Source organism: 'Nostoc azollae' 0708 (genome assembly GCF_000196515.1).
GTDB lineage: Bacteria > Cyanobacteriota > Cyanobacteriia > Cyanobacteriales > Nostocaceae > Trichormus_B > Trichormus_B azollae.
This window is the reverse complement of the sequence record NC_014248.1, coordinates 2,545,976-2,568,369: the sequence shown is the minus strand read 5'-3', so window position 1 is coordinate 2,568,369 and position 22,394 is coordinate 2,545,976. Positions and strand designations below refer to the sequence as shown.

The following is a 22,394-nucleotide window of genomic DNA, read 5'->3' as shown; positions in this document are numbered from 1 at the left end:
GCCTTTTGCTTGCAGAAAGGCTAAAATAAGGATTAAGTCTTGGTTTTAACCTCAATATCAACGACTGCTTTACTAAAATTGTGTTATTAACTCTCGTCCGTTACTTTAATTTAAGATATGGCGCAGTCCAAATGAGTTAAGTTTATTTGCAACCAATGAATTTCTGTAAATAAGTTCTGGCTAAGTTTATTACTACGGTTATTAAGTTACCACAGACTATACTAGTATCAGAAATTTATCAAATACATCCAAAATTTAAAATCTAGAGGTATCAATGAGTTTTACTAATCTTAGCAAAAAAACAAACGAATATAAAGAACTTAAAGAAAAACCACTTTGGCAAGGGCCACCCACCATAAAAACTACTACCAAAGGTCGAGAAATCAAGCCCCAAGAGACTAGCAACGACATGAACATTGGAGATGATATCAATCGCGGTCGAGTCGCAATTTTTATTGATGGCTTAAACCTCTTTCACGCTGCTTTGCAACTAGGTATTGAAATCGACTATGTGAAACTGCTTTGTCGTTTAACGCAAAGTTCTCGTCTGTTGCGTGCTTTCTTTTATACTGGAGTCGATGCCAGCAAAGAGAAACAACAAGGGTTTCTGTTATGGATGCGTCGCAATGGTTATCGTGTAGTTACAAAAGATATACTTGCAGTTGCAGAAAATGGCAAAAAACCCAATCTGAATGTAGAAATCGCCATTGATATGATTACTTTAGCGCCTTACTATGATACTGCTGTTTTAGTCAGCGGAGATGGAGATTTAGCTTATGCTGTCAATGCTGTTAGCAGCTTGGGATCTAGGGTAGAAGTAATCGGTTTGCAAACAACGACGAGCGATACTCTGATTAATGTGGCTGATTACTTCATAGATTTTGACAGCGTTAAACAACATATTCAAAAGGATTATCATGTAGGTTACAGTTATCGCACTTCCTCCAGTTCTCAGCTTTAAAATTCCATGGCGGCAGGCAGTAATTTGACCCTGCGACAAGCTCAGAACATCGTAGGCTCACCAACCAGGAAAGAGCAACTAATTACCAATGACCAATCACCAAAGCAATAGAGAAAGCAATAAATGTAGCATTTTATTTGCCACTTATCTGTGATGTGTGCTATCTCAATGTGAGAATAGTTAATTAAAATTTCTAGGTATAATTAGTATGCTTATTATTTGGGTAATCTATTTCAGTAATAATCCTGTTTAAAGTGTTTTTAGTATGCGATTAATATTGATTTTAGGGAGAAATGTTGTATAGTTAGCATCAAAGTGATTAAAAAACAAAGTCTATTTGCAAACTTATGCATCTCCACTGCTCAAAATATACTAATAACCTTAATACAGAAATTTTCGCTGGATCTCACACAATCTAAGGAGTAGAACAAGTGAATCAGATACAATTGACTTTAGTGATTAGTTATCTGTTAATGACTTGTTATTTTTTTACCAATTGGTTACGGTTTTCCCTGCGTCATCCAGCATCTACTGCGGAAGATAAATTTTTATCTTTTGTTATGGCCTTAATAACTACTATTTTCTGGCCTTTAATTATTCCTATATCTTGCTTCAAAATCCTGAAAGATCGCAAATTGGATTTGATTACAGCGATTCCTGTACTGTTGGCAATGTTTGCAGTTACTATTTCCTATTGTCTCAGTTTATAGGGAACAGGGAACAGGGAACAGGGAAGAAAAATTAATTTCTTCTTCCTGAACTCCTGAATTACTATCTCTATGACTGATTTTGGTCTTGAGTGGGAAAAGTACCAGTTTTAACAGATAGATTCATACTGCTGCCATTACGACGTATGTCTAGGCGCAAATCTGCTCCAACTTGAGTTTTTTCCACTGCTCTTTGTATATCAGCTGGATCTGTAACTGTTTGATTATTCACCATTTGGATAACATCTCCTGCGCGTAGTCCCGCTTTAGCCGCTGGTGAATTAGCCATCACTTTGACTATCAACACACCATTATTTTCATTGACAGTTAAACCACTGTTGGGATCTGAGTTAATGCGTTGCTTCAACTCAGGTGTTAAAGCTACCATTTGAATTCCCAAATATGGATGTTGAGCTTTACCTGTTGTGATCAGTTGATTAGAAATTCGTTGTGCTGTGTTGATGGGAATGGAAAATCCCAAGCCTTGCGCCCCTTGAATAATAGCTGTATTCATACCAACCACTTCCCCTCGCGCATTCAGCAAAGGACCACCTGAGTTACCAGGGTTGATTGCTGCGTCGGTTTGAATAAATTCAACTCGCTTATCGGGAACACCAACTTGATTGCTAGATCGTCCGGTGGCGCTGATAATGCCTGTAGTTACTGTATTATCTAAACCAAGGGGATTACCAATTGCGATCGCCCATTGTCCCGGTTGTAATTGGTCAGAATTACCCAAAGTCACTGTTGGTAAATTATTCGCCTGAATTTTCACCACCGCCACATCAGTTAATTCATCTTTCCCTACCACTTTACCTTGAAAAGTGCGTCCATCTTTAAGGGTGACACTCACCGTATCCGCGCCATTAACCACATGAGCATTGGTAATAATTCGACCATCAGCACTGAGAATAAAACCTGACCCAGTACCCCTTTCTACCCGATTTCTCTCCTGAGATGGTAGTTGTGACCCAAAAAAGTGGCGAAAAAATGGGTCATTAAATTCTTCCGGTAACTTGCTTTGAACAGTGCGGGAGGAATTAATTCGCACCACCGCAGGCCCAACTTTTTGGACAACCTGAGTAATAAAATTAGGATCAGTATTTGCTGGTAACGGGGGAGCCGCATTGACTCGACTCACTGCTAGTTTTGATGCAGTGTCAGATACCTGCTGTTGGTTTCCAGCTAAATACCCACCTGCTAAGGTCATCCCTGATCCTAGTAATACCAAAGATAAAGAGGCCGCTGCTTTTTTCCAAGGTGCATTATCATGGCTTTTTGGTAAAAGGTTATCTTGGTCTTTTTTTTGGTTTGACATTTGCTTTCTGGAAGGATATTTAGAGCTATTACTAATGTAGATATTTTTTTTTGATACTTTTGTTGCGAAAGTGTAATTTTATTTTAATATTAACTAGTCTCTTTTTAAGAGACACCCACCCAATAAATTTTTCCAATAAAGCCTATTTGGGTCCAAAAGGATCTTGATAAAACACTTTCAGCCTTAACTTGTCACCAATGTGATGTAGCCTGCCTTCTACGGAGTAAGTATCGCAGTGAAGCATCTCAGATTAATCGCTCAAACCCTAGATTCTAGAGCCTCCGGCACGCTTCGCGTTCACGCAGTATCCCCAAGGAATACAGAATGACAAATTAATTATATATTTTCCAACTTTTCAAACACCCTCTTAGAGAGGATTACTATTTTTGGGTAACAAAGTAAACGAATCACAAAATCCAGTAATACTCTTGGTTAAATATTATTTTTGCTTATTTTTAGTAGTTTCGGCACTGACTTGATATAATCATGACCATTGCTGTAAGGAATCTGCTGAACGAGTGATCAACTCTTGTACTGAGGGCAAATCCTCTGGGTGGATCAAGTCAAATAAGGTATTTGTATCTTGTTGAATGGTTACTGGTTCTACTTCAAAAAGTTCTCGACTGTGATCGCTAATAGACCTCTTGCAGAATTAATTTTATGTTATAATGGCATGCCGTATTTGTTTTACCCAAAAGGTTAGAGTTACACGGTTATGTTTGAATTAGCGCTCGTAAAGAACACCAAAAATAGATAAAATCTCAAAGTATCTATCATACCATAGAAACAATTTCACAAGAGGTCTAATATTATATACAAATTCATGGCAGGCCTCAGGATAAGGAATATGTTGATACATTACTCCAGGAAAATTAAGATTACGGAAGCGTTCTTTGCTTTATTGCAGTTCTGCCGTGGGTTAGGTGTCCCCATCCTGCGGCTTCTTGCCCTGTCAATCCAGCATTTTCACACCACTGAATTCATTTTTGAGAGGACGAATAGAAAAGTCTATGGTGGCGATTTGATTTCCTGCACCCAAATGTACTTCGTAGCGAATAAATTCACCTTGGGCTGCACGTGCGATAGCTGGTCTTAAGCTGTCCTGAGTTGACTGGGAAATTTTCCACCAATAGGTTTCCCCGAATGGTCTAGTTACCACATCCTCCAGTTGCAGTCCACCAAAAGTTAAAGCTGTCTGGTTGGCCTCCAGTACAATTCCTTCGATTGTCAGCAGTCCGGTAAGTTGAAAAGAGTTATCGAGAATCGCTCGGAATCTTCCTTCACTAGCTTGCAGTTCATCTGTTCGTTTTTGAACTTTCTGCTCTAGAGATGTATTGAGAGTTTGCAGATTTTGATAAAGTTCTGCCTGTTGGATGGCTAAAGCCAGCTACACAGCAAGTTACTGGAGTAAATAGACCTATCAGGAAAATTAACTTGGTGTGAAAAAATGGTAGAAGGGAATTTTGAGGGTGTAGGAAAAGGAAAAATCCACTAAATTAACTATATTCAAGAATATCCACATCGTAGAAAACAAATACTGGGAATAATTAACTATCAGTTTCAAGACTTGTTAGCCCAATGTGAAATGTAGCATAAAAAACTTCAAGGTGACATAGAAAGTAAAAAGATAGGTATAAATCAGAAAGGAGGAGGGGGGAAACGGAAACTAGAGATAAAAGAAAAAAGAAGAGCTATGTCTATACTTATTCTATTGGAGGAAAATGCCAACATTTGAGGTTTTAGGTTTGCATTTCGGTATATGGAAAACGGAAGCAAAGGACACATTTCATTACTGGCTAGAGATATTACGAAATGTGTTCCCTGCTAGTCTCTTTGAACAGGTAGAAAAATATGATAGCGATTATGCTATGGCGACTCAGAACAAAAGGCAGGAAACAAAGAGTTGTCCACCAGGGGTATTTTTGTTGAACAGGTCATTAGACTTGTAAAAATATTCCGGGTACCTCAACAAAGATTTCCCCTGAATTCCCCAATTTACTCACAAGTAATTCTTACTATTTGTGGTTTAGTCAGATATAAGGATTCAGGTCTAAGGAAGAGGGATTAAAGAAGGTGTATGGAAAGCAGAGTGAACCATGGCTTTCATAGGTTGGTCAAAAAACTCAATTAGAGAAAGTGCTTGACGGCGACAAGTTTGTATAACGGTCAATAAATTGGCAGGATGTTGGAATAGCTCCAGAGAAAGAGAACCACCACAGACTTTTCCTTGTGTCAGTGCTAAACCTAACCTTGGTTCAGCTAAATTATGATCAAGGTCTATTGCCTAAGGAAGGTAAAAGTTTACCAGGTTCCCCTGGGGCTTGATCAATGAATGAATGGAAGATTCAACTTTTGGTTGAAACTAGGATGGCCAAGTCAAGAATTCATGAAGGTTTTGGGTTTGTTGGAATAAAGGGTAGTTTTTAAAACCTTCATCTTAAAACCTTCATCTATGAGGTCGATGAATTTTGTGCCAATTTCTTGGTGATTGAAGCCAGGAATCTTGATTAGTGTCTTGAAGTGACGGGGTAGGGTAGATGTGCCTGACATTTCTGTTGAGCTGTGACCGCATAACCGTTATAGGCAGTAAAGTCATCAGAACTGAGTACACCAGAGTAACTTGAACCCACAATGGATTCTAATTCGCCAGGACAAGGAGTATCAGACCCATGAAATCAAGGGAAGTCACTATTGGCAAAAATCCATAACCATTGTTTCACCCCTTTGACTACCCAGGGTGTTTCATCCCCAAGGATATGAGGCTGGGTTTGTTTTATCCACTGTTTGAGGCTATGAATACTTTGAGCCACTGGACCATCTATTCCTTCATTGGTACCTACTAATGTTCCCAGTCCAATTTCTATTTGACCCAGTGCCCACAACAAGAAGTATTCTTTTTCATAGGGTCAATGACCCTAGTTATTGATCCATCCCAAAAAAGCTTGTCCTGTGATTCCTATATTTTGTCCCAGTACTATCTCTGGCGACCAGTGTGCCCTTTGTGTTTCCCCACACACACTGCAAATCTACGTATATCTTTCATATTCTACTATTTGGATTGGCCTGTGCACCAACTCCCCGACTTGTTGTGTTTCCACTTTTATTGGTTCGCCAAATAATTCCCCCTAACCTCACCATCCACAGACTTGCCGTCCCACTATCTCAAATCTATTCTATCTACTCCACCAAACACCTTTCTCCTTTTTCCCCTATGCCCTGGTTGTCCTCCTGGTTTCCGTTTTCGTGTCTGGTTTTCTTCTGGTTTCTCTTCTTATTTGTTCTCGGTTTCCTTGAGGATGTCTCCCGATGGTGGTTTGGATAATGTTATGGTCTCTAAATCCCTACTGACTTTGAGTTTCTCTATTTCTTTTTCCAGTTCTACTACTCTATTTGTTAGCTTCTCTATACTTTTCCCCTGGTCAATAATGATTTCTACCAGTTGCTGTGTTCCCAACTGCTTCAATATCTCTCTGTCTAGTTTTGGTGGCAGCTTCTTTTCCATAACTTCTATATTCTGCCTCACCTATCACACTTGTCAATACCCCACCACCTGAATTCCCCAGTTTACTCACAAGTAATTCTTACTATTTGTGGTTTAGTCACATTAGGAATTGGTTCATTAGTTTTTCCCATTTCATAAATCTTATGGATATGAGGTCAGTTATGAATTATTCATCAACATCTTCATGGATAGTTCCTATCAGTTACTATTCCCAACCCTGATTCTTTCCTTGGCTCTTTCCTAATCTTAACACTATGGAAAGCCAGACACAGACTCCTTTCTAAATTTTCCGACCTCTCTATTAGATAGACCTAATTATCATGTTCTAACTGGTGGTTTCCCTTGCAAACCATTTATTCCTGCAGGCAAAAACTCGTAATTAGAGATAGTGTGACGGGTACATTATTTGAACGTATTCTAGAAAGTATAGATGGGAAACAACCACAGGATTTCTTTTTAGAAAATGTCAAAAGACTTGTGACCATGGAAAATGGCTATCATTTCCGAGTTATTTTAAATTATCTATCTGAATTAGATTATTGGATTGAATGAAGAATTATTAATCCTATTAGTTTTGGTATTCCTCAATATAGACATAGAATTTTTATTTGTGGTACTAAATTAAATTATACGAATATAAATTATCACCTCTTAGAAAATACATCTGTTTCCTTAGGAAAAGAGGACTGAACTGACTTATATGATATAGAAACATTCATAAAATATATGTTGCCAATATCTGCGAGTAAAGGGAATAACTGTAATTGGGGAATTACCTATAAAAATAAGATGTTAAATCGAAATCTGTCTTTCTTACCTTAGATTAAACCTAGAAAGCTACTAAAAGATATTTTGGAAGATTAACAAATAGTAGATACTCAGTTTGAATTTACAAAAGATAGCTTATAACGGATCAAACAAAGTAAACCCGTCAATCGTTGTTGTCAGGGTGTGGAATTATTATATAATCAGGATGGAGGTTCAAGACTAGGTTATACAATATTTGGAATTAACGGCATTGCATCAAAATTAACTGCTTCCAGCTCAAGACACTATGAATGCTATAAAGTAGGTGATAAATTTCGACGTTTAACTAATGTTGAATATCCTGGCTTAATGGGTTTTCCTGATGATTGGTGTAGAGAAGCAAAAATTTATGATCAATATGCTTTGCTTGGCAATGCTATAGTTCCTGCTTGTGTAGAATGGGTCTGTCTAAGGATTGGTAGAAAAAATATTGAGTTTACTAAAACTAATTGGTAGCAATTAAGTCTAGCTATTTAAAAACATGGAATTACTAACGCTCAAATCCCTAAAAACCACCGCACTTAGTTTTTGTGTAAAACTGAGTGCAACACCAATTCATAATCTGTATGGGCTTACAGATGGTAAAGCTGTAGGAACTTACGTTGAATCTACTTTTAATTAATATTTATCTACAACATATGATTACAGCCTTGGTAGTGCAGCATTAAGAATAGATTTTCCTGATTTAGAAGTTGATTTAAAAGTAACATTGATCCGATAACCACAGTCTTAATCTCAGTTTATAAATGCTAATAAAAAAGTTTATGGAAGTTTATGGTTTAGCTTATTATCTATTAATATTTCCCTATGAGAAAACTAATGAGCATACTTCTCATACTGCAAATTTAAATTTCTAGAATGTTGTGTTTGTAGATAAGAAATGCACTGAGGATTATCAACGAGCTACGGCTTACGAGAAATTTTACGCCGTAATGGTAATAGAGGGGTCGGAAAATTTAGAAAGGAGTCTGTGTCTGGCTTTCCATAGTGTTAAGATTAGGAAAGAGCCAAGGAAAGAATCAGGGTTGGGAATAGTAACTGATAGGAACTATCCATGAAGATGTTGATGAATAATTCATAACTGACCTCATATCCATAAGATTTATGAAATGGGAAAAACTAATGAACCAATTCCTAATGTGACTAAACCACAAATAGTAAGAATTACTTGTGAGTAAACTGGGGAATTCAGGTGGTGGGGTATTGACAAGTGTGATAGGTGAGGCAGAATATAGAAGTTATGGAAAAGAAGCTGCCACCAAAACTAGACAGAGAGATATTGAAGCAGTTGGGAACACAGCAACTGGTAGAAATCATTATTGACCAGGGGAAAAGTATAGAGAAGCTAACAAATAGAGTAGTAGAACTGGAAAAAGAAATAGAGAAACTCAAAGTCAGTAGGGATTTAGAGACCATAACATTATCCAAACCACCATCGGGAGACATCCTCAAGGAAACCGAGAACAAATAAGAAGAGAAACCAGAAGAAAACCAGACACGAAAACGGAAACCAGGAGGACAACCAGGGCATAGGGGAAAAAGGAGAAAGGTGTTTGGTGGAGTAGATAGAATAGATTTGAGATAGTGGGACGGCAAGTCTGTGGATGGTGAGGTTAGGGGGAATTATTTGGCGAACCAATAAAAGTGGAAACACAACAAGTCGGGGAGTTGGTGCACAGGCCAATCCAAATAGTAGAATATGAAAGATATACGTAGATTTGCAGTGTGTGTGGGGAAACACAAAGGGCACACTGGTCGCCAGAGATAGTACTGGGACAAAATATAGGAATCACAGGACAAGCTTTTTTGGGATGGATCAATAACTAGGGTCATTGACCCTATGAAAAAGAATACTTCTTGTTGTGGGGCACTGGGTCAAATAGAAATTGGACTGGGAACATTAGTAGGTACCAATGAAGGAATAGATGGTCCAGTGGCTCAAAGTATTCATAGCCTCAAACAGTGGATAAAACAAACCCAGCCTCATATCCTTGGGGATCAAACACCCTGGGTAGTCAAAGGGGTGAAACAATGGTTATGGATTTTTGCCAATAGTGACTTCCCTTGATTTCATGGGTCTGATACTCCTTGTCCTCGTGAGTTAGAATCCATTGTGGGTTCAAGTTACTCTGGTGTACTCAGTTCTGATGACTTTACTGCCTATAACGGTTATGCGGTCACAGCTCAACAGAAATGTCAGGCACATCTACCCTACCCCGTCACTTCAAGACACTAATCAAGATTCCTGGCTTCAATCACCAAGAAATTGGCACAAAATTCATCGACCTCATAGATGAAGGTTTTAAGATGAAGGTTTTAAAAACTACCCTTTATTCCAACAAACCCAAAACCTTCATGAATTCTTGACTTGGCCATCCTAGTTTCAACCAAAAGTTGAATCTTCCATTCATTCATTGATCAAGCCCCAGGGGAACCTGGTAAACTTTTACCTTCCTTAGGCAATAGACCTTGATCATAATTTAGCTGAACCAAGGTTAGGTTTAGCACTGACACAAGGAAAAGTCTGTGGTGGTTCTCTTTCTCTGGAGCTCTTCCAACATCCTGCCAATTTATTGACCGTTATACAAACTTGTCGCCGTCAAGCACTTTCTCTAATTGAGTTTTTTGACCAACCTATAAAAGCCATGGTTCACTCTGCTTTCCATACACCTTTTTTAATCCCTCTTCCTTAGACCTGACTCCTTACATTAAAAGTCTATTTTTGCTAAACCATTTAATGTCAGACTACATACAGTTTTTGTATTGACTTCCAGAGGATCTTGTTTTTCTCTGCTGGTAGTGATCATGCAGCTTTGATGAGGATGAAGGCTTAGTTGTTGAATGAATTTAGTTAATTCTGAATTTGATAATACAGCATCTAATCCATCTAAAATTAATAAGCAACGATATTCTTGCAGATAAGGTATTAGGTGGAAAGTATCTTTTTGAATATCATTATTCGTAGATTGATTAAAACTATTTAGGGTTTGGTGAAAAAGTCATGAAAAGGCAAGAGAAGAATCGACTAAATAGTCAGACAGGGAGAAATATAAATTTTTGTGGGCTGCGACTATCCAAGACATAACTTTTATTAATAGAAGAAGTGAAAAAAGATGTGGTTTTGAAAAATTGCCATAAAAAGACACAGAAAAGCCGTAACAAAATAGTAGAAACATTCATAACTAAAAAAGAAATAACAATTGTAGTTAAAGAAGTATGAGAAAGTTTAGCCATCACTGTCCCAAGGCTAAATCTTCGTTTAGTTTGTCCGAACTTACCCTCAATACAGTTACGAACTCTCTCGTCCTTTAAAGCTTGTTTCTTTTTTTCTTTACTGACATTTTTAGGTGGTGTTCCCAAAGGAAGACCACCGACTCTAATACTTCTTTCTTTATACCAAGCACGGTTGTCTCTATGCCGATAAATTTTATCAACATCAACTGATTCAGGATAAGACCCCATGTAGCTTTTGAATGCTTCAATTTGTGATTTTAAGTCTCCTGATGCGTTAAAACCATCCCAACTTATGCGGTCTAAAAATACATAGCCGTCAAAACAAAGAGCTGAAAACTTCACCCCAAACTCTACGACTGTTCCTACTTTTCCACGGAGAACTGGACGAATGTGTGGTTGACTTAAACTGACAATCCGGTCTTCTATACTCTGTTTTATATTTTCATATAAGCACAGTTGTTCACGATAAACTTCTGCTACTACTAGCAATATTTTATATTGCCTATTACTCAGTTTTACGAGTGACGCACCCAAATCTATTAGTTGCTGAATGTGAGCTAAGTATCTTTTGATATATTGCAGTTGCCTTTTGATAGCATTGCTTCTTTTTTTAAAGGTTGTTTTCTTTTTTTAGCTACTAATGAATGATTTTTTATCGCTATATTCCTGTAGGTTCTCGGTTTGTTTGTGTTTTTAACTTCCAGGGAGTTATATAATGTATCTATAGTTTTTTATGTTTGCTTTCTTGCTTGAATTAATGATCCTAAGTCTGTTCGATAACTGATATCTGCTGGTGCACAACTGGCATCTAATATTAATTTCCACCCATTGGTCGGCTCCCTTTCTGAATCTTCTATTTATAAGTTTTTTGAGTTTACTTCCTCCTCTTTTATTTCTAACCCCTATTTAACAATTTTTTGCTTCAATTTGTTGACTAATTTCATATCTATTCCTCCTCAGAAGTGAACTAGCATGGAAGCATCAAATGGAGCTTTGTTACTATACGCTGACATTTCTATCAAGTATTACACATAGGGATTTTCCCTAATCTCTTCTACTGTTTCTCTTGTTTTGGTGGCTACAGCATTAGGAGGATTTCTAGCAAATCGTTTGCGGCAACCTATAATTCTGGGTTATTTAGTGAATGGATTTGTTGTTAGTCCTTTTGGTTTCAAGTTATTAAGTAATGCTGCGGTAATTCAATCTTTAGCAGGAACTAGTGTGGCTTTTCTGCTGTTTATTTTAGGTGTAGAATTATATTTAGCAGAATTAAAAAGAGTTAAAAAATTAATTGCCTTACAAGGAAGTTTTTCCCAAGTTGGCTTAACAATTTTATTAGTTGCATTAGTGACGCTTAGTACAGGCTGGACTACTAGTATTACCCAAGGAATTTTTCTGGGTGCAGTTCTCTCTCTGTCTTCGACAGCAGTAGTATTGAAAAATCTCACGCAAAGATGTGAAACTAATACAATGCATAGTCAAATCATGTTAGCAATTTTAATTGCTCAGGATTTGGCTTTGGGTGTCATGTTAGCAATATTATCGGCGCTAAATCAATCAGAAAATATCTTTGTGGCACTAAGTCTTGCTGTATTGAAAATTGTATTATTTACAGGAGTGGCGATTATTTGAAGTCGGTGGATAGTTCCCCGTATTCTGAGTATGCTTGCTGCCCCTGAAAGTCATGAATTATTTCTATTAGGAGTCATTAGGCCTCTTGCAGAATTAATTAATTTTATATTATAATGCTGGTTTTATTTGTTCTAGCCAAAAGTTATAGTTACAGGGTTATGTTTGAATTAGGGAGCCCAAAGAACACCAAAAATACATAAAATCTAAATCTCTCTATCATACCACATAAACAATTTTGCAAGAGGTCTATTGCTCTGTGTTTAGGACTATCTTTAACCACAGTTGCTTTAAGTCTTTCCATAGCAATGGGAGCATTTGTATCAGGTTTAATAATTTCTGAGGTTAATTATACAGATCAAACTGTAGCAAAAGTTTTACCTTTGAGAGATAGTTTTGCTAGTTTATTGTTTGCTTCAGTTGGAATGCTAATTGACCCAGCAATTCTGATTAATGATTTGGGAATAATTCTCGGATCAGTAACTCTAGTCATGCTGGGTAAAGCAGTAATAGTTTTCCTAATTATAATTAGATTTGGTTACTCACTAAAAACAGCTGTATTAGTCAGTTTTAGTCAATTTTGGTATTAATCAAATTGGATAATTTTCCTTTGTGTGAGCCTTGGTAGGTCTGAAGTCAGGACTAATATCCCAACAAATCTATTTTTACTATTAGGAACAACTGCTATTACATTAGTCCTCACACCTTTATAGCTTAATGCCGCACCACAAATAGTGACTAGTTTGACCCAAATACCTTGGCTGGTAAAGCTTGTGCAAGGCTTTTCTAGATCACAAACGATATGTTTACCTGAAGAAATGAGTGGTCATGTAGTTGTAGCTGGTTACGGTAGAGTTGGCCAAGTAGTTGTCAAGATTTTACAAAGTCAAAGATATGCGGTCTTAGTAATTGAAAATAGCGAAGCCTCTGTACAAAGGTTGAGAATCCACAAAATTGCTTACATTTTTGGTGATGCGGATTCTCAATTAGTCTTGCAAACACCACATATAGAAACGGCTAGAGCTTTAGCAATTGCTCTTCCCGACCCAGCAAGTACCAGGTTACTTTTAAAATATGCTCTTGCGCTCGCACACCTATAAAGAAATTGACCTATTCACTCAAATGGGAGCAAAGGAAGTAGTACAACGTGACTTTAAAGCAGCATTAGAGTTAGGAAGCCATTTACTAAAAACCTTGGGTGCAGAAAAGACTTATATTCAAACAGTCATCAATCAGATTCGTCAAGGTCAATATTTAAGTATTAGAACTGAACAGAGAACCCTGACTCCTGAATTCTTACATAACAGTTAACTGTTCAACTCTCAATTGTTCCACCAATTGATTTATATTACCCATATTGAGTCGATAGCTCAAAGGATGGACAATCAACCTAGCTGTACTTTGATACAAAGTAGCAATCTCAACTAAACCATTTTCACGCAAAGTCTTGCCAGTAGAAACGATATCAACAATCGCCTCAGACATCCCTGTAATTGGACCTAGTTCTACTGAACCATACAAAGGAACTATTTCCACAGGTAAATCCAAACCTTGGAAATAATCCCGCGCACAATTTACATACTTAGAAGCAACTCGACCATGAGCAGGTAAATCTAAAGGCGTTTTATAGGAACTAGAAGCTTTTACCGCTAGCGACATTCGGCAATAACCAAACTGCAAATCGACTAATTGTGCAACTTGTGGCTTTTTCTCTTGCAGCACATCGTAACCAACAATACCCAGTTGTGCCTGACCATATTCTACATAAACAGGTACATCTTGCGCCCGTACTAAAATAGCCTTCGCTTGTCCACTAGCATCAGGAATTTGCAGTTGGCGGTTTCCAGAATCTAAAAAACCACTAAAGTCTAATCCTACAGATTGCAGGAGGCGGATGCTATTTTTAAGTAATTCCCCTTTTGGTAGTGCAACAGTCAGCATTCTTTTTTTTAGTGTCTTGGTCTTTGTGGTTAATTATATGGCAATACGGTTCAGCCTCTTTCTTTTCCCCTGCGTCCCCTGCCTGCCTAAACAGATAATTGTCCTTAACTGAACCGTATTGAGTTATTATGATATCCCCCTAAGAGTAAAATTCAGTGGATGATCTTTAGCGATCGCAGCGAGAATTAGATTAAGCTAATTCTGTCCCCAGAATCTCAACGTCTTTAGACCTGAGAGTTTCAAATGCTTAGTACAAGCAGCATGAGAATTTTATTGGTTGATGATGAAGCTGAATTAACAGATCCCTTGAGTCGCGTATTGATTCGTGAGGGGTATATTGTAGATGCTGCTTATCATGGAATTAACGGCAGCCAACTGGCACAAATAGGTACTTATGACCTACTGATTTTAGATTGGATGTTGCCAGGAAAAACAGGATTAGAAATTTGCCAAGAATTACGTCGTCAAGCTAAAACTACCCCCGTTCTATTTCTCACGGCCAAAGATACTCTAGATGACCGCGTACAAGGTTTAGATGCTGGTGCAGATGATTATTTAATCAAACCTTTTGAACTGCGTGAATTGCTGGCAAGAGTCCGGGCTTTATTACGTCGTTGCAGTATTGAATTTTACAACACTACAACCGCACACTTAGTAGTAGCAGATTTAGAACTGGATGTGGAAAATCAGATTGCTTATCGTCAAGGGAGAATTATTGAGTTATCACAAAAAGAAAGTCAGCTACTACAATATTTTATGGAATACACCGGACAATTACTTAGTCACAGCCAGATCATGCAACATTTGTGGCCAAATGGCCAACAGCCTGGGAGTAATGTAATTGCTGCACTAATTCGCTTATTGCGTCGTAAGATAGAAGCCGGTAATGAATCTGCCCTGATTCGCACAGTTTATGGGAAAGGTTATCGTTTTGGTTCTACGGTTATAGAATAATACAAATATTAACTACGATTGTGAATTTAAAAATTACTAAAGCTGCTGTTATCCTGAGCAACAAATGATTCCAACCTCTATTGAGGTTAACTCAAGTTACCACTGATTTACCAAGAAAAATAATAGCACAAGAAGATATTATTATTACTATAATAATAGTAATATTGCTGAACTAGACTCACTGACTCATAACTTTATGTCTATGGTAGTAGCATTGCATCAAATGTTCCAAGAAATGGAAAATACAAATGAAAAACTTGAACAAGAGTGGAGACACGCACTCAAGAATTATCAATAATTAATGAAGAATTAGCACCTGAAGTTGTGCAGCGGCAAAAAGTTGAACGACTATAACGTGAAGGCGAAGAACGTTATGAGTTAGGGATTTCTGGGACGAACGATGGTATTTGGGACTGGAACTTAATTACTGAGGAAGTTTATTTTTCACTGGCTGGTAGGCACAATTACAGATATTACTGAGAAGAAACTAGCTGAAGAACAACTAAAATTTGCTAAAGAAGAGGCCGAAATTCCCAACCAGATCCAGAGCGAATTTCTAGCAACTATGGGCCATTAAATTCGCACACCTTATGAATGCAGTCATCTGTATGATTGGCTTGTTATTATATACGGATATGACCCCACAGCAACAAGACTTTGCAGAGATCAGCCACAATGGCGGAGATTCTATGTTAACTCTAATTAACGATATCCTTGACTTCTCTAAAATTGAGTCGGGCAGATTGGATATAGAGAAACGAATTTTTAATTTGAGGAGTTGTATTGAAAAAGAGTAAGGATTCAGGTGGTGGGGTATTGACAAGTGTGATAATAGGAGAGACAGAATATAGCAGTTATGGAAAAGAAGCTGCCACCAAAACTAGACAGAAAGATATTGAAGCAGTTGGGAACAGAGCAACTGGTAGAAATCATTATTGACCAGGGGAAAAGTATAGAGAACCTAAGAAATAGAGTAGTAGAACTGGAAAAAGAAATAGATAAACTCAAAGTCAGTAGAGATTTAGAGACCATAACATTATCCAAACCACCGTCGGGAGACATCCTCAAAGAAACCGAGAACAAACAACAAGAGAAACAAGAAGAGAAGCAGACACGAAAACGGAAACCAGGAGGACAACCAGGGCATAGGGGAAAAAGGAGAAAGGGTTTTGGTGGAGTAGATAGAATAGATTTGAGATAGTGGGACGGCAAGTGTGTGGATGGTGAGGTCAGGGGCAATTCTTTGGCGAACCAATAAAAATCCAAACACAACAACTAGGGGAGTTGGTGGACAGGCCAATCCAAATAGTAGAATATGAAAGATATACGTGGATTTGCAGTGTGTGTGGGGAAACACAAAGGGCACACTGGTCACCAGAGATAGTACCGGGACAAGATATAGGAATCACAGGACAAGCTTTTTTGGGATGGATCAATAACTAGGGCCATTGAGCCTATGAAAAACAACACTTGTTGTTGTGGGAACTGTGGGAACTGGGTCAAATAGAAATTGGAGTGGGAACATTAGTAGGTACCAATGAAGGAATAGATGGTCCAGTGGCTCAAAGTATTCATAGCCTCAAACACTGGATAAAACAAACCTAGCCTCATATCCTTGGGGATGAAACACCCTGGGTAGTCAAAGGGGTGAAACAATGGTTATGGATTTTTGCCAATAGTGACTTCCCTTGATTTTATGGGCCTGATACTCCTTGTCCTCGTGAGTTAGAATCCATTGTGGGTTCAAGTTACTCTGGTGTACTCAGTTCTGATGACTTTACTGCCTATAACGATTATGCGGTCACAGCTCAACAGAAATGTCAGGCACATCTACCCTACCCCGTCACTTCAAGACACTAATCAAGATTCCTAGCTTCAATCACCAAGAAATTGGCACAAAATTCATGGACCTCATAGATGAAGGTTTTAAAAACTACCCTTTATTCCAACAAACCCAAAACCTTCATGAATTCTTGACTTGCCCATCCTAGTTTCAACCAAAAGTTGAATCTTCCATTCATTCATTGATCAAGCCCCAGGGGAACCTGGTAAACTTTTACCTTCCTTAGGCAATAGACCTTGATCATAATTTAGCTGAACCAAGGTTAGGTTTAGCACTGACACAAGGAAAAGTCTGTGGTGGTTCTCTTTCTCTGGAGCTCTTCCAACATCCTGCCAATTTATTGACCGTTATACAAACTTGTCGCCGTCAAGCACTTTCTCTAATTGAGTTTTTTGACCAACCTATGAAAGCCATGGTTCACTCTGCTTTCCATACACCTTCTTTAATCCCTCTCCCTTAGACCTGAGTCCTTACAAAATATTTAAATTTAGTTGCTCCGAAAACTAGTAAAAAAGGCTTGAAGATTGCTTATTTAATGGATACAAAAACATCTGACTTAATTAAGGGAGATGTTACAGGCTTAAGACAAATATTAGTTAATTTACTCAGCAATAGAATTAAATTTACTAATTATGGTGAAGTTGTTTTCTCTGCCACTAGTAAAGTCACAAATCAGTTAAATAATTCATTTATTACTCAAGAAATTCCCCAGTTATATGAGATTACATTTACTGTTAAAGATACAGGAATAGGTATTCATGAAGACAAAATGTACAGGCTTCTTCAGGCATTTCTATTTAGTCAAGTCGATGGTTCTACAACTCGTCATTATGGTGGTACAGGTTTAGGATTAGTGATTAGCCAGCGACTAACTGAACTCATGGGAGGTAAAATATGGCTTGAAAGTAAAGTTGCTCAAGGATCAAGTTTTATATTTACTATAATTACTTCGTTTATTGAAAAATCAGATATTGAAGATATTAAGGATAACTATAGATTGATTACTAAGAAAGAGTTGTTAATAGTTGATGATAATATCACAAATCGCCAATCACCGATGCTACAATCTCAGTCCTTCGGTATGCTTATTATAGCTGTATAATTTGGAAAAGAAGCAATCAGATATCTTGAGCAACAACAAGTTGACATTGCTATTTTAGATATACAGATGCCAGCAATGGATAGTTTGACTCTAGGTGACAAAATTCGCGATTTACCTCACTACACACGATTACCGTTAATCATCCTGAGTTCTATGGGTAATGTGGTCTGAACAAGCGTATTAAGCAGTCTCATCTTTACTAAAGATATTAATTAATATCTTTAGTAAAGATGTTATCATGAGTAAAGATGATATTTCTGCCAGCACACAATCTAAATTTGATCACCTGATGGCAGATAAGCTACCCTTAAGAATTATCGTAGCTGAAGATAATGTGGTAAATCAGAAAGTTGCGATTAATATTTTGCAACGTCTGGGATATCATGCTGATTTAGTAGCAAATGGTTTGGAAGTTTTACCCGCTTTGCGTAGGCAAGCTTATGATGTTATATTAATGGATTTGCAAATGCCAGAAATGGATGGTTTGACAGCAACTGGTCAAATTTGCCAAGAATGGCCTTTATCTTCTCGTCCTTGGATTATTGCCATGACTGCAAGCCATGCAAGGAGATCGAGAAAAATGTCTGGAAGCAGGGATGAATGATTATACTAGAAAGCCTATTCGGATAGAGGAGTTAACCAAGGCTTTAAGCAATTGTCAAAAACACAGTGTGACCATGAATAAAAATGTAAAATATATGTATGAAAATATACTTGAATCTGCTGCTTTGCAAGAACTCAGAAATATAATTTGTAGTAATAATATAGAAGAATTTATTCAAATTATTGAATGTTATTTGGAAGATACACCCCAGCGTTTTCAAGTAATTGAGGATGCAATTAATCAAGGAGATGCAAAAACTCTGCAATTAGAAGCTCATGCTATTAAATCTAGTAGTGCTATTGTTGGTGCTAAACATTTATCTCAAATTTGCAGAAAATTAGAAGATTTGGGACGTGATGCTAATCTAACAGATGCAACATTATTATTATCCCAAGCTATGACAGAATATCACCAAGTAGATGCTGCATTAAAATTAGAATGTAAGTAATTATCAATTCAAAATTCAAAATAGAGCCTCCTACACACTCCAACAAGAGCAACGCGATTTTGTGAGATGGGGAGGTAGGGACTTAACTAGACACCCAAAATGCGTGTATTTCTGAGCCAGTAAGAATTATAACTGATTTAATGAGAATTAAAACTATTTTCTTTTCTCACTCTGTATCCTCTCATCCCCCTGCTGATTTGACGATGATCTCACTTTTTCGCGTTGCTCCACTCCTGAACTCCTCAAATTGCGTTATTATTTATGCTTCCCTTATCTCCCTCTCTCCAAGCTAGACTTTCCCAACCTTTAAAAATTGGTTCTCTGCAAGTTAAAAGCCGGGTTTTGCAGTCACCTTTATCGGGGGTGACAGATATGGTATTTCGTCGCTTAGTGCGTCGCTATGCACCAGAGTCGATGATGTATACTGAAATGGTGAATGCAACGGGGTTGCATTATGTAAAGCACCTACCGAAAATTATGGAGGTCGACCCCAATGAACGCCCTATTAGTATTCAGTTATTTGATTGTCGTCCCGATTTTTTAGCAGAAGCAGCAGTAAAAGCCGTTGCAGAAGGTGCGGATACTGTGGATATAAATATGGGATGTCCAGTCAATAAAATTACTAAAAATGGTGGTGGTTCTTCCTTATTAAGACAACCAGATGTAGCGGAAGCTATTGTGCGGGAAGTGGTAAAAGCTGTTGATGTTCCCGTTACAGTTAAAACTCGCATTGGTTGGAATGATCAGGAAATTACCATTCTTGATTTTGCCAAAAGAATGGAAGATGCGGGAGCGCAAATGATTACAGTACATGGACGTACCCGCGCCCAAGGTTACAATGGTAATGCTCGGTGGGAATGGATTGGACAGGTGAAGGAAGTATTATCCATTCCTGTAATTGGGAATGGGGATATTTTTTCTGTAGAAGCAGCCGTGAAATGTTTGGAAGAAACTGGTGCAGATGGGGTGATGTGTTCCCGTGGAACTTTGGGTTATCCATTTTTAGTCGGTGAAGTTGATCACTTCTTAAAAACTGGGGAGTTATTACCACCACCAAACCCCATTCAAAGGATGGAATGTGCTAGAGAACATTTATATGCTTTATGGGAATATAAGGGTGATCGGGGTGTACGTCAAGCGCGGAAACATATGACCTGGTATGCTAAAGGTTTCGTTGGTGCCGCTGAATTGCGCGGATATTTAAGTTTAGTGGAAACTGTGCAGCAAGGTTTGGATTTAATTGATAGGGCGATTGAAAAACTGGCAACTGGTTATCAACCAGAGGATGAGGAAAACGGAAATTTGCCGCTGGTGTGAATTGATATCTTTTTCTATATTCTCTATTTTCTTGCTCAAACAGTTCAAATACCCATATTATCGGTGAATGAGGTACAAACTGAAAATCAAAACATGGCTAAAGCCAAGCTGCGCTATCAACCATCAAATGGCTTTCACTCCTGAATTCTGCTGTAACTCTTCCAAGAAATATGATATTTTCAATAAATCACAAGTTAATTGTTAGTAGTTTATTGGTTCTATCTTGGATGACTCCTGTATTAGCTGCCCAAGATCAGCCACTAACTCGTGCATAACTTTATAAACTGATTCAAACTGTTGAACTTTGGCTACAAAATAAAAAACCACGGAAAGCGGAATTGAAGGATGTGATAGTTCCCCATGATGGGGTGAAAACAGGGGTTAGTTCTCAAGCTGAATTCTTTTTCAATGATAAATCTTTAATTCGAGTAGATCAAAGTGGTGTTTTTAGATTCGAACCTGGTGTGCGTCGGTTTAAACTTAAAAATCGCATTGCTATGAATAAGGTAATTTTTAAGTTGGAAAATGAATGGTACGGCTTTGATTTTGAGTCCTCCAGGAAGTGTGGGAACAAAAGTGGAAACACCCCAAAGTAAGATGAGTATTTTTGCTGCATATCCTCTCAGTTATCCCAGTATCACTCCGGAATTAACATCTTTGTTTTCACCAGTAAGTAAAGCTAGTGCAGCAATGGTTATTCATGATTCTACAACTAATAAAACTAGAGCTTTTGCTCTGACTGATGGAGAAATTTCTATATCTGATCAACAAGATAAAAAAACTGTTGCTCTTAAAGGTGGTCAGACTGTAGCAGTTAAAAATGGTGTGTTAGGAAAAGTACAGTAATTTGATTTATAAGGCTTTTATAAGTCAACAAATTTGACTAGTGGTTTAGCACCAGGTCAAGGAAATTTAGTTACCCACGAAGCACTTCAAGTTCAAGAAACTCTGAAGATTGTGAGAACTCAAACTTTAGCGGCTTTGAGAAATCAAACTAAAAGAATCCAGGGGTTTACTAGCACTTTTTTAAGCGATGCTTTGGATGGAACGGAAGGTGATTTAAATCCTTAATTTAGAGGTTCTGTGAGGATTAGTAACCACCAAGTAACTAGAGGAACCTGTTACCGGATAGAAGCGAATAGGGCGATTTTTATACCAGAAAATAATCCCAATAGTGTTCAACGACTGAATGCTAGATTCAGACACAGGAACTATTACTATTGATGGCAAGTCAGGAGTAAGTAATAAAGCAGGTTTAAGTAGTAAAAATAGCAGTGGTTCGGTGATTAATGCAAATGGAGAAATAACTCAAATTTATGTTTTTGGGGTGAATGGTGAAGAACCTGAAAATAGAATCCCTTATAGTGGGAGTTTGACTACTGGAGTGGCACGGGATCGCTAATTTTCTTTTATTAAGGGTAAGGAATTATCATGGGTGCTAAAGATCTATTGCTTTTATCTGGAACATTATTAATTTATTTGAATTTACCAGTGTTTGCAGATACTAGAGAACAGCCTAATAGTCCACAAATGATCTTTCTAGAAGAACCGCATAAATTCGATCATATAGCACAAAATTCAGCAGCGTCTGAGAGTAGCGATCACTTAACATCTGTTTCCCAATTATCCGATGTTCAACCAAGTGATTAGGCATTTAGAGCATTACGATCTTTAGTTGAACGGTACGGTGTAATTTCTGGTTATCCTGATAGTACATTTCAAGGTAATCGTTCCCTCACTCGCTATGAATTTGCCGCAGGTTTACAAGCGGTAATGCAGAAAATTAATGAATTTTTAGTTATTCCTAGTAGGGAGGATCCACTATTGGAAGATACACAAGTGATAGGAGAATATAAGGATAAACAAGTGTGGATTAGCAACCATGAACCAGGATAAAAAAGAACGGCTCAAAGCCTGCTTATAAGAATAGGCAACATTATTATATGAAGAAGCAGAGAAAAGTCAGATAACAGACTTGGAACCCGGATTTCTCACAAAAAGATAAAACAAAGGGGTCAAAAACTGTG

General features: G+C 37.7%; 23 protein-coding genes and 5 pseudogenes. 23 read left to right on the top strand and 5 right to left on the bottom strand.

What is annotated here, in order from left to right; all coding sequences use genetic code 11:
• Nucleotides 1-274: 274 nt before the first annotated feature.
• Both AAZO_RS11700 and AAZO_RS11695 read left to right on the top strand, forming a co-directional pair.
• The gene (locus AAZO_RS11700; RefSeq protein WP_013191395.1) at nt 275-961 is read left to right on the top strand and encodes a LabA-like NYN domain-containing protein; all 687 of its coding nucleotides are present in this window, start codon (nt 275-277) and stop codon (nt 959-961) included.
• A gap of 431 nt (nt 962-1,392) precedes the next feature.
• Nucleotides 1,393-1,671 (top strand): hypothetical protein, encoded by a 279-nt coding sequence (locus tag AAZO_RS11695; protein ID WP_013191394.1) that lies wholly within the window; start codon nt 1,393-1,395, stop codon nt 1,669-1,671.
• 67 nt (nt 1,672-1,738) lie between these two features.
• Here the strand turns inward: AAZO_RS11695 and AAZO_RS11690 are convergent, their stop codons facing one another.
• Both AAZO_RS11690 and AAZO_RS11685 read right to left on the bottom strand, forming a co-directional pair.
• Nucleotides 1,739-2,986, bottom strand: a complete 1,248-nt coding sequence (locus AAZO_RS11690) for an HhoA/HhoB/HtrA family serine endopeptidase (RefSeq protein WP_013191393.1) — start codon at nt 2,984-2,986, stop codon at nt 1,739-1,741.
• Between the two features lie 952 nt (nt 2,987-3,938).
• Nucleotides 3,939-4,250 (bottom strand): PAS domain-containing protein, encoded by a 312-nt coding sequence (locus AAZO_RS11685; RefSeq protein WP_338027197.1) that lies wholly within the window; start codon nt 4,248-4,250, stop codon nt 3,939-3,941.
• Nucleotides 4,251-4,707: 457 nt separating this feature from the next.
• Between AAZO_RS11685 and AAZO_RS11680 the strand changes: the two genes are divergently transcribed.
• Nucleotides 4,708-4,935, top strand: a complete 228-nt coding sequence (locus tag AAZO_RS11680; RefSeq protein ID WP_013191392.1) for a transposase family protein — start codon at nt 4,708-4,710, stop codon at nt 4,933-4,935.
• Nucleotides 4,890-5,054, top strand: a complete 165-nt coding sequence (locus tag AAZO_RS30130; RefSeq protein ID WP_081462769.1) for a hypothetical protein — start codon at nt 4,890-4,892, stop codon at nt 5,052-5,054. Before AAZO_RS11680 ends, AAZO_RS30130 begins: the two co-directional genes overlap by 46 nt.
• Here AAZO_RS30130 and AAZO_RS30125 read toward each other — a convergent pair.
• Nucleotides 5,037-6,488, bottom strand: a pseudogene (locus tag AAZO_RS30125) (IS66 family transposase). The gene AAZO_RS30130 and the pseudogene AAZO_RS30125 sit on opposite strands and share 18 nt — an antisense overlap.
• A gap of 390 nt (nt 6,489-6,878) precedes the next feature.
• On the opposite strand from AAZO_RS30125, the gene AAZO_RS26625 reads away from it, so the two are divergent.
• The 3 genes and pseudogenes from AAZO_RS26625 (at nt 6,879) to AAZO_RS30115 (ending at nt 9,988) form a co-directional block, all read left to right on the top strand.
• Nucleotides 6,879-7,040: a DNA cytosine methyltransferase gene (locus AAZO_RS26625; RefSeq protein WP_187289647.1), complete on the top strand. Its 162-nt coding sequence runs from the start codon at nt 6,879-6,881 to the stop codon at nt 7,038-7,040.
• A gap of 399 nt (nt 7,041-7,439) precedes the next feature.
• Complete coding sequence (locus tag AAZO_RS26620) at nt 7,440-7,751, top strand: DNA cytosine methyltransferase (RefSeq protein WP_049790695.1); 312 nt, start codon at nt 7,440-7,442, stop codon at nt 7,749-7,751.
• 784 nt (nt 7,752-8,535) lie between these two features.
• Nucleotides 8,536-9,988, top strand: a pseudogene (locus AAZO_RS30115) (IS66 family transposase).
• A 340-nt stretch (nt 9,989-10,328) separates the two neighbouring features.
• On the opposite strand, the pseudogene AAZO_RS38100 reads toward AAZO_RS30115, so the two are convergent.
• Nucleotides 10,329-11,611 (bottom strand): annotated as a pseudogene (locus AAZO_RS38100) (IS5 family transposase); the annotation flags it as partial.
• Between AAZO_RS38100 and AAZO_RS11640 the strand changes: the two are divergent.
• The 4 genes from AAZO_RS11640 to AAZO_RS38085 all read left to right on the top strand — a co-directional run bounded on the left by AAZO_RS11640 (nt 11,604) and on the right by AAZO_RS38085 (nt 13,469).
• A complete protein-coding gene (locus AAZO_RS11640) occupies nt 11,604-12,161 on the top strand; it encodes a cation:proton antiporter domain-containing protein (protein WP_228371626.1) in 558 nt (185 codons plus the stop codon). The pseudogene AAZO_RS38100 and the gene AAZO_RS11640 sit on opposite strands and share 8 nt — an antisense overlap.
• A 305-nt stretch (nt 12,162-12,466) precedes the next feature.
• Nucleotides 12,467-12,748: a cation:proton antiporter domain-containing protein gene (locus AAZO_RS38095; RefSeq protein WP_049790691.1), complete on the top strand. Its 282-nt coding sequence runs from the start codon at nt 12,467-12,469 to the stop codon at nt 12,746-12,748.
• A gap of 144 nt (nt 12,749-12,892) precedes the next feature.
• Complete coding sequence (locus AAZO_RS38090) at nt 12,893-13,258, top strand: NAD-binding protein (protein ID WP_049790690.1); 366 nt, start codon at nt 12,893-12,895, stop codon at nt 13,256-13,258.
• 22 nt (nt 13,259-13,280) lie between these two features.
• Entirely contained in the window at nt 13,281-13,469 is a 189-nt protein-coding gene (locus tag AAZO_RS38085; protein WP_228371625.1) for a hypothetical protein, read from the top strand.
• Here the strand turns inward: AAZO_RS38085 and hisG are convergent.
• Nucleotides 13,455-14,099 carry an ATP phosphoribosyltransferase gene (hisG, locus tag AAZO_RS11630; RefSeq protein WP_013191390.1) on the bottom strand — a complete coding sequence of 215 codons (645 nt, stop codon included), beginning with the start codon at nt 14,097-14,099 and terminating at the stop codon, nt 13,455-13,457. The two genes, AAZO_RS38085 and hisG, sit on opposite strands and share 15 nt — an antisense overlap.
• Nucleotides 14,100-14,342: 243 nt before the next feature.
• Between hisG and rppA the strand changes: the two genes are divergently transcribed.
• The 12 genes and pseudogenes from rppA to AAZO_RS30095 form a co-directional block, all read left to right on the top strand.
• Nucleotides 14,343-15,053, top strand: a complete 711-nt coding sequence (gene rppA / locus AAZO_RS11625; RefSeq protein ID WP_013191389.1) for a two-component system response regulator RppA — start codon at nt 14,343-14,345, stop codon at nt 15,051-15,053.
• A 590-nt stretch (nt 15,054-15,643) separates the two neighbouring features.
• Nucleotides 15,644-15,850: a histidine kinase dimerization/phospho-acceptor domain-containing protein gene (locus AAZO_RS11620; protein WP_041640124.1), complete on the top strand. Its 207-nt coding sequence runs from the start codon at nt 15,644-15,646 to the stop codon at nt 15,848-15,850.
• A gap of 59 nt (nt 15,851-15,909) precedes the next feature.
• Nucleotides 15,910-17,356, top strand: a pseudogene (locus AAZO_RS30105) (IS66 family transposase).
• A gap of 75 nt (nt 17,357-17,431) precedes the next feature.
• Entirely contained in the window at nt 17,432-17,998 is a 567-nt protein-coding gene (locus AAZO_RS26590) for an ATP-binding protein (protein ID WP_049790688.1), read from the top strand.
• 15 nt (nt 17,999-18,013) lie between these two features.
• Complete coding sequence (locus tag AAZO_RS43735; RefSeq protein WP_081462768.1) at nt 18,014-18,169, top strand: response regulator; 156 nt, start codon at nt 18,014-18,016, stop codon at nt 18,167-18,169.
• A 67-nt stretch (nt 18,170-18,236) separates the two neighbouring features.
• Entirely contained in the window at nt 18,237-18,602 is a 366-nt protein-coding gene (locus tag AAZO_RS26585) for a response regulator (protein ID WP_049790687.1), read from the top strand.
• Nucleotides 18,559-19,050: a response regulator gene (locus AAZO_RS35315; RefSeq protein ID WP_081462767.1), complete on the top strand. Its 492-nt coding sequence runs from the start codon at nt 18,559-18,561 to the stop codon at nt 19,048-19,050. Before AAZO_RS26585 ends, AAZO_RS35315 begins: the two co-directional genes overlap by 44 nt.
• 261 nt (nt 19,051-19,311) lie before the next feature.
• Nucleotides 19,312-20,367 carry a tRNA dihydrouridine synthase DusB gene (gene dusB / locus AAZO_RS11605; protein WP_013191388.1) on the top strand — a complete coding sequence of 352 codons (1,056 nt, stop codon included), beginning with the start codon at nt 19,312-19,314 and terminating at the stop codon, nt 20,365-20,367.
• Between the two features lie 525 nt (nt 20,368-20,892).
• On the top strand, nt 20,893-21,213 hold the full coding sequence (locus AAZO_RS38080; protein WP_013191386.1) for a hypothetical protein: 321 nt from the start codon (nt 20,893-20,895) through the stop codon (nt 21,211-21,213).
• Nucleotides 21,214-21,246: 33 nt separating this feature from the next.
• Nucleotides 21,247-21,438 carry a hypothetical protein gene (locus AAZO_RS38075; protein ID WP_228371624.1) on the top strand — a complete coding sequence of 64 codons (192 nt, stop codon included), beginning with the start codon at nt 21,247-21,249 and terminating at the stop codon, nt 21,436-21,438.
• A 118-nt stretch (nt 21,439-21,556) separates the two neighbouring features.
• Nucleotides 21,557-21,769 (top strand): hypothetical protein, encoded by a 213-nt coding sequence (locus AAZO_RS38070; RefSeq protein WP_228371623.1) that lies wholly within the window; start codon nt 21,557-21,559, stop codon nt 21,767-21,769.
• A 29-nt stretch (nt 21,770-21,798) separates the two neighbouring features.
• Nucleotides 21,799-22,158: pseudogene (locus tag AAZO_RS30095) on the top strand (iron uptake porin); the annotation flags it as partial.
• Nucleotides 22,159-22,394 lie beyond the last annotated feature (236 nt).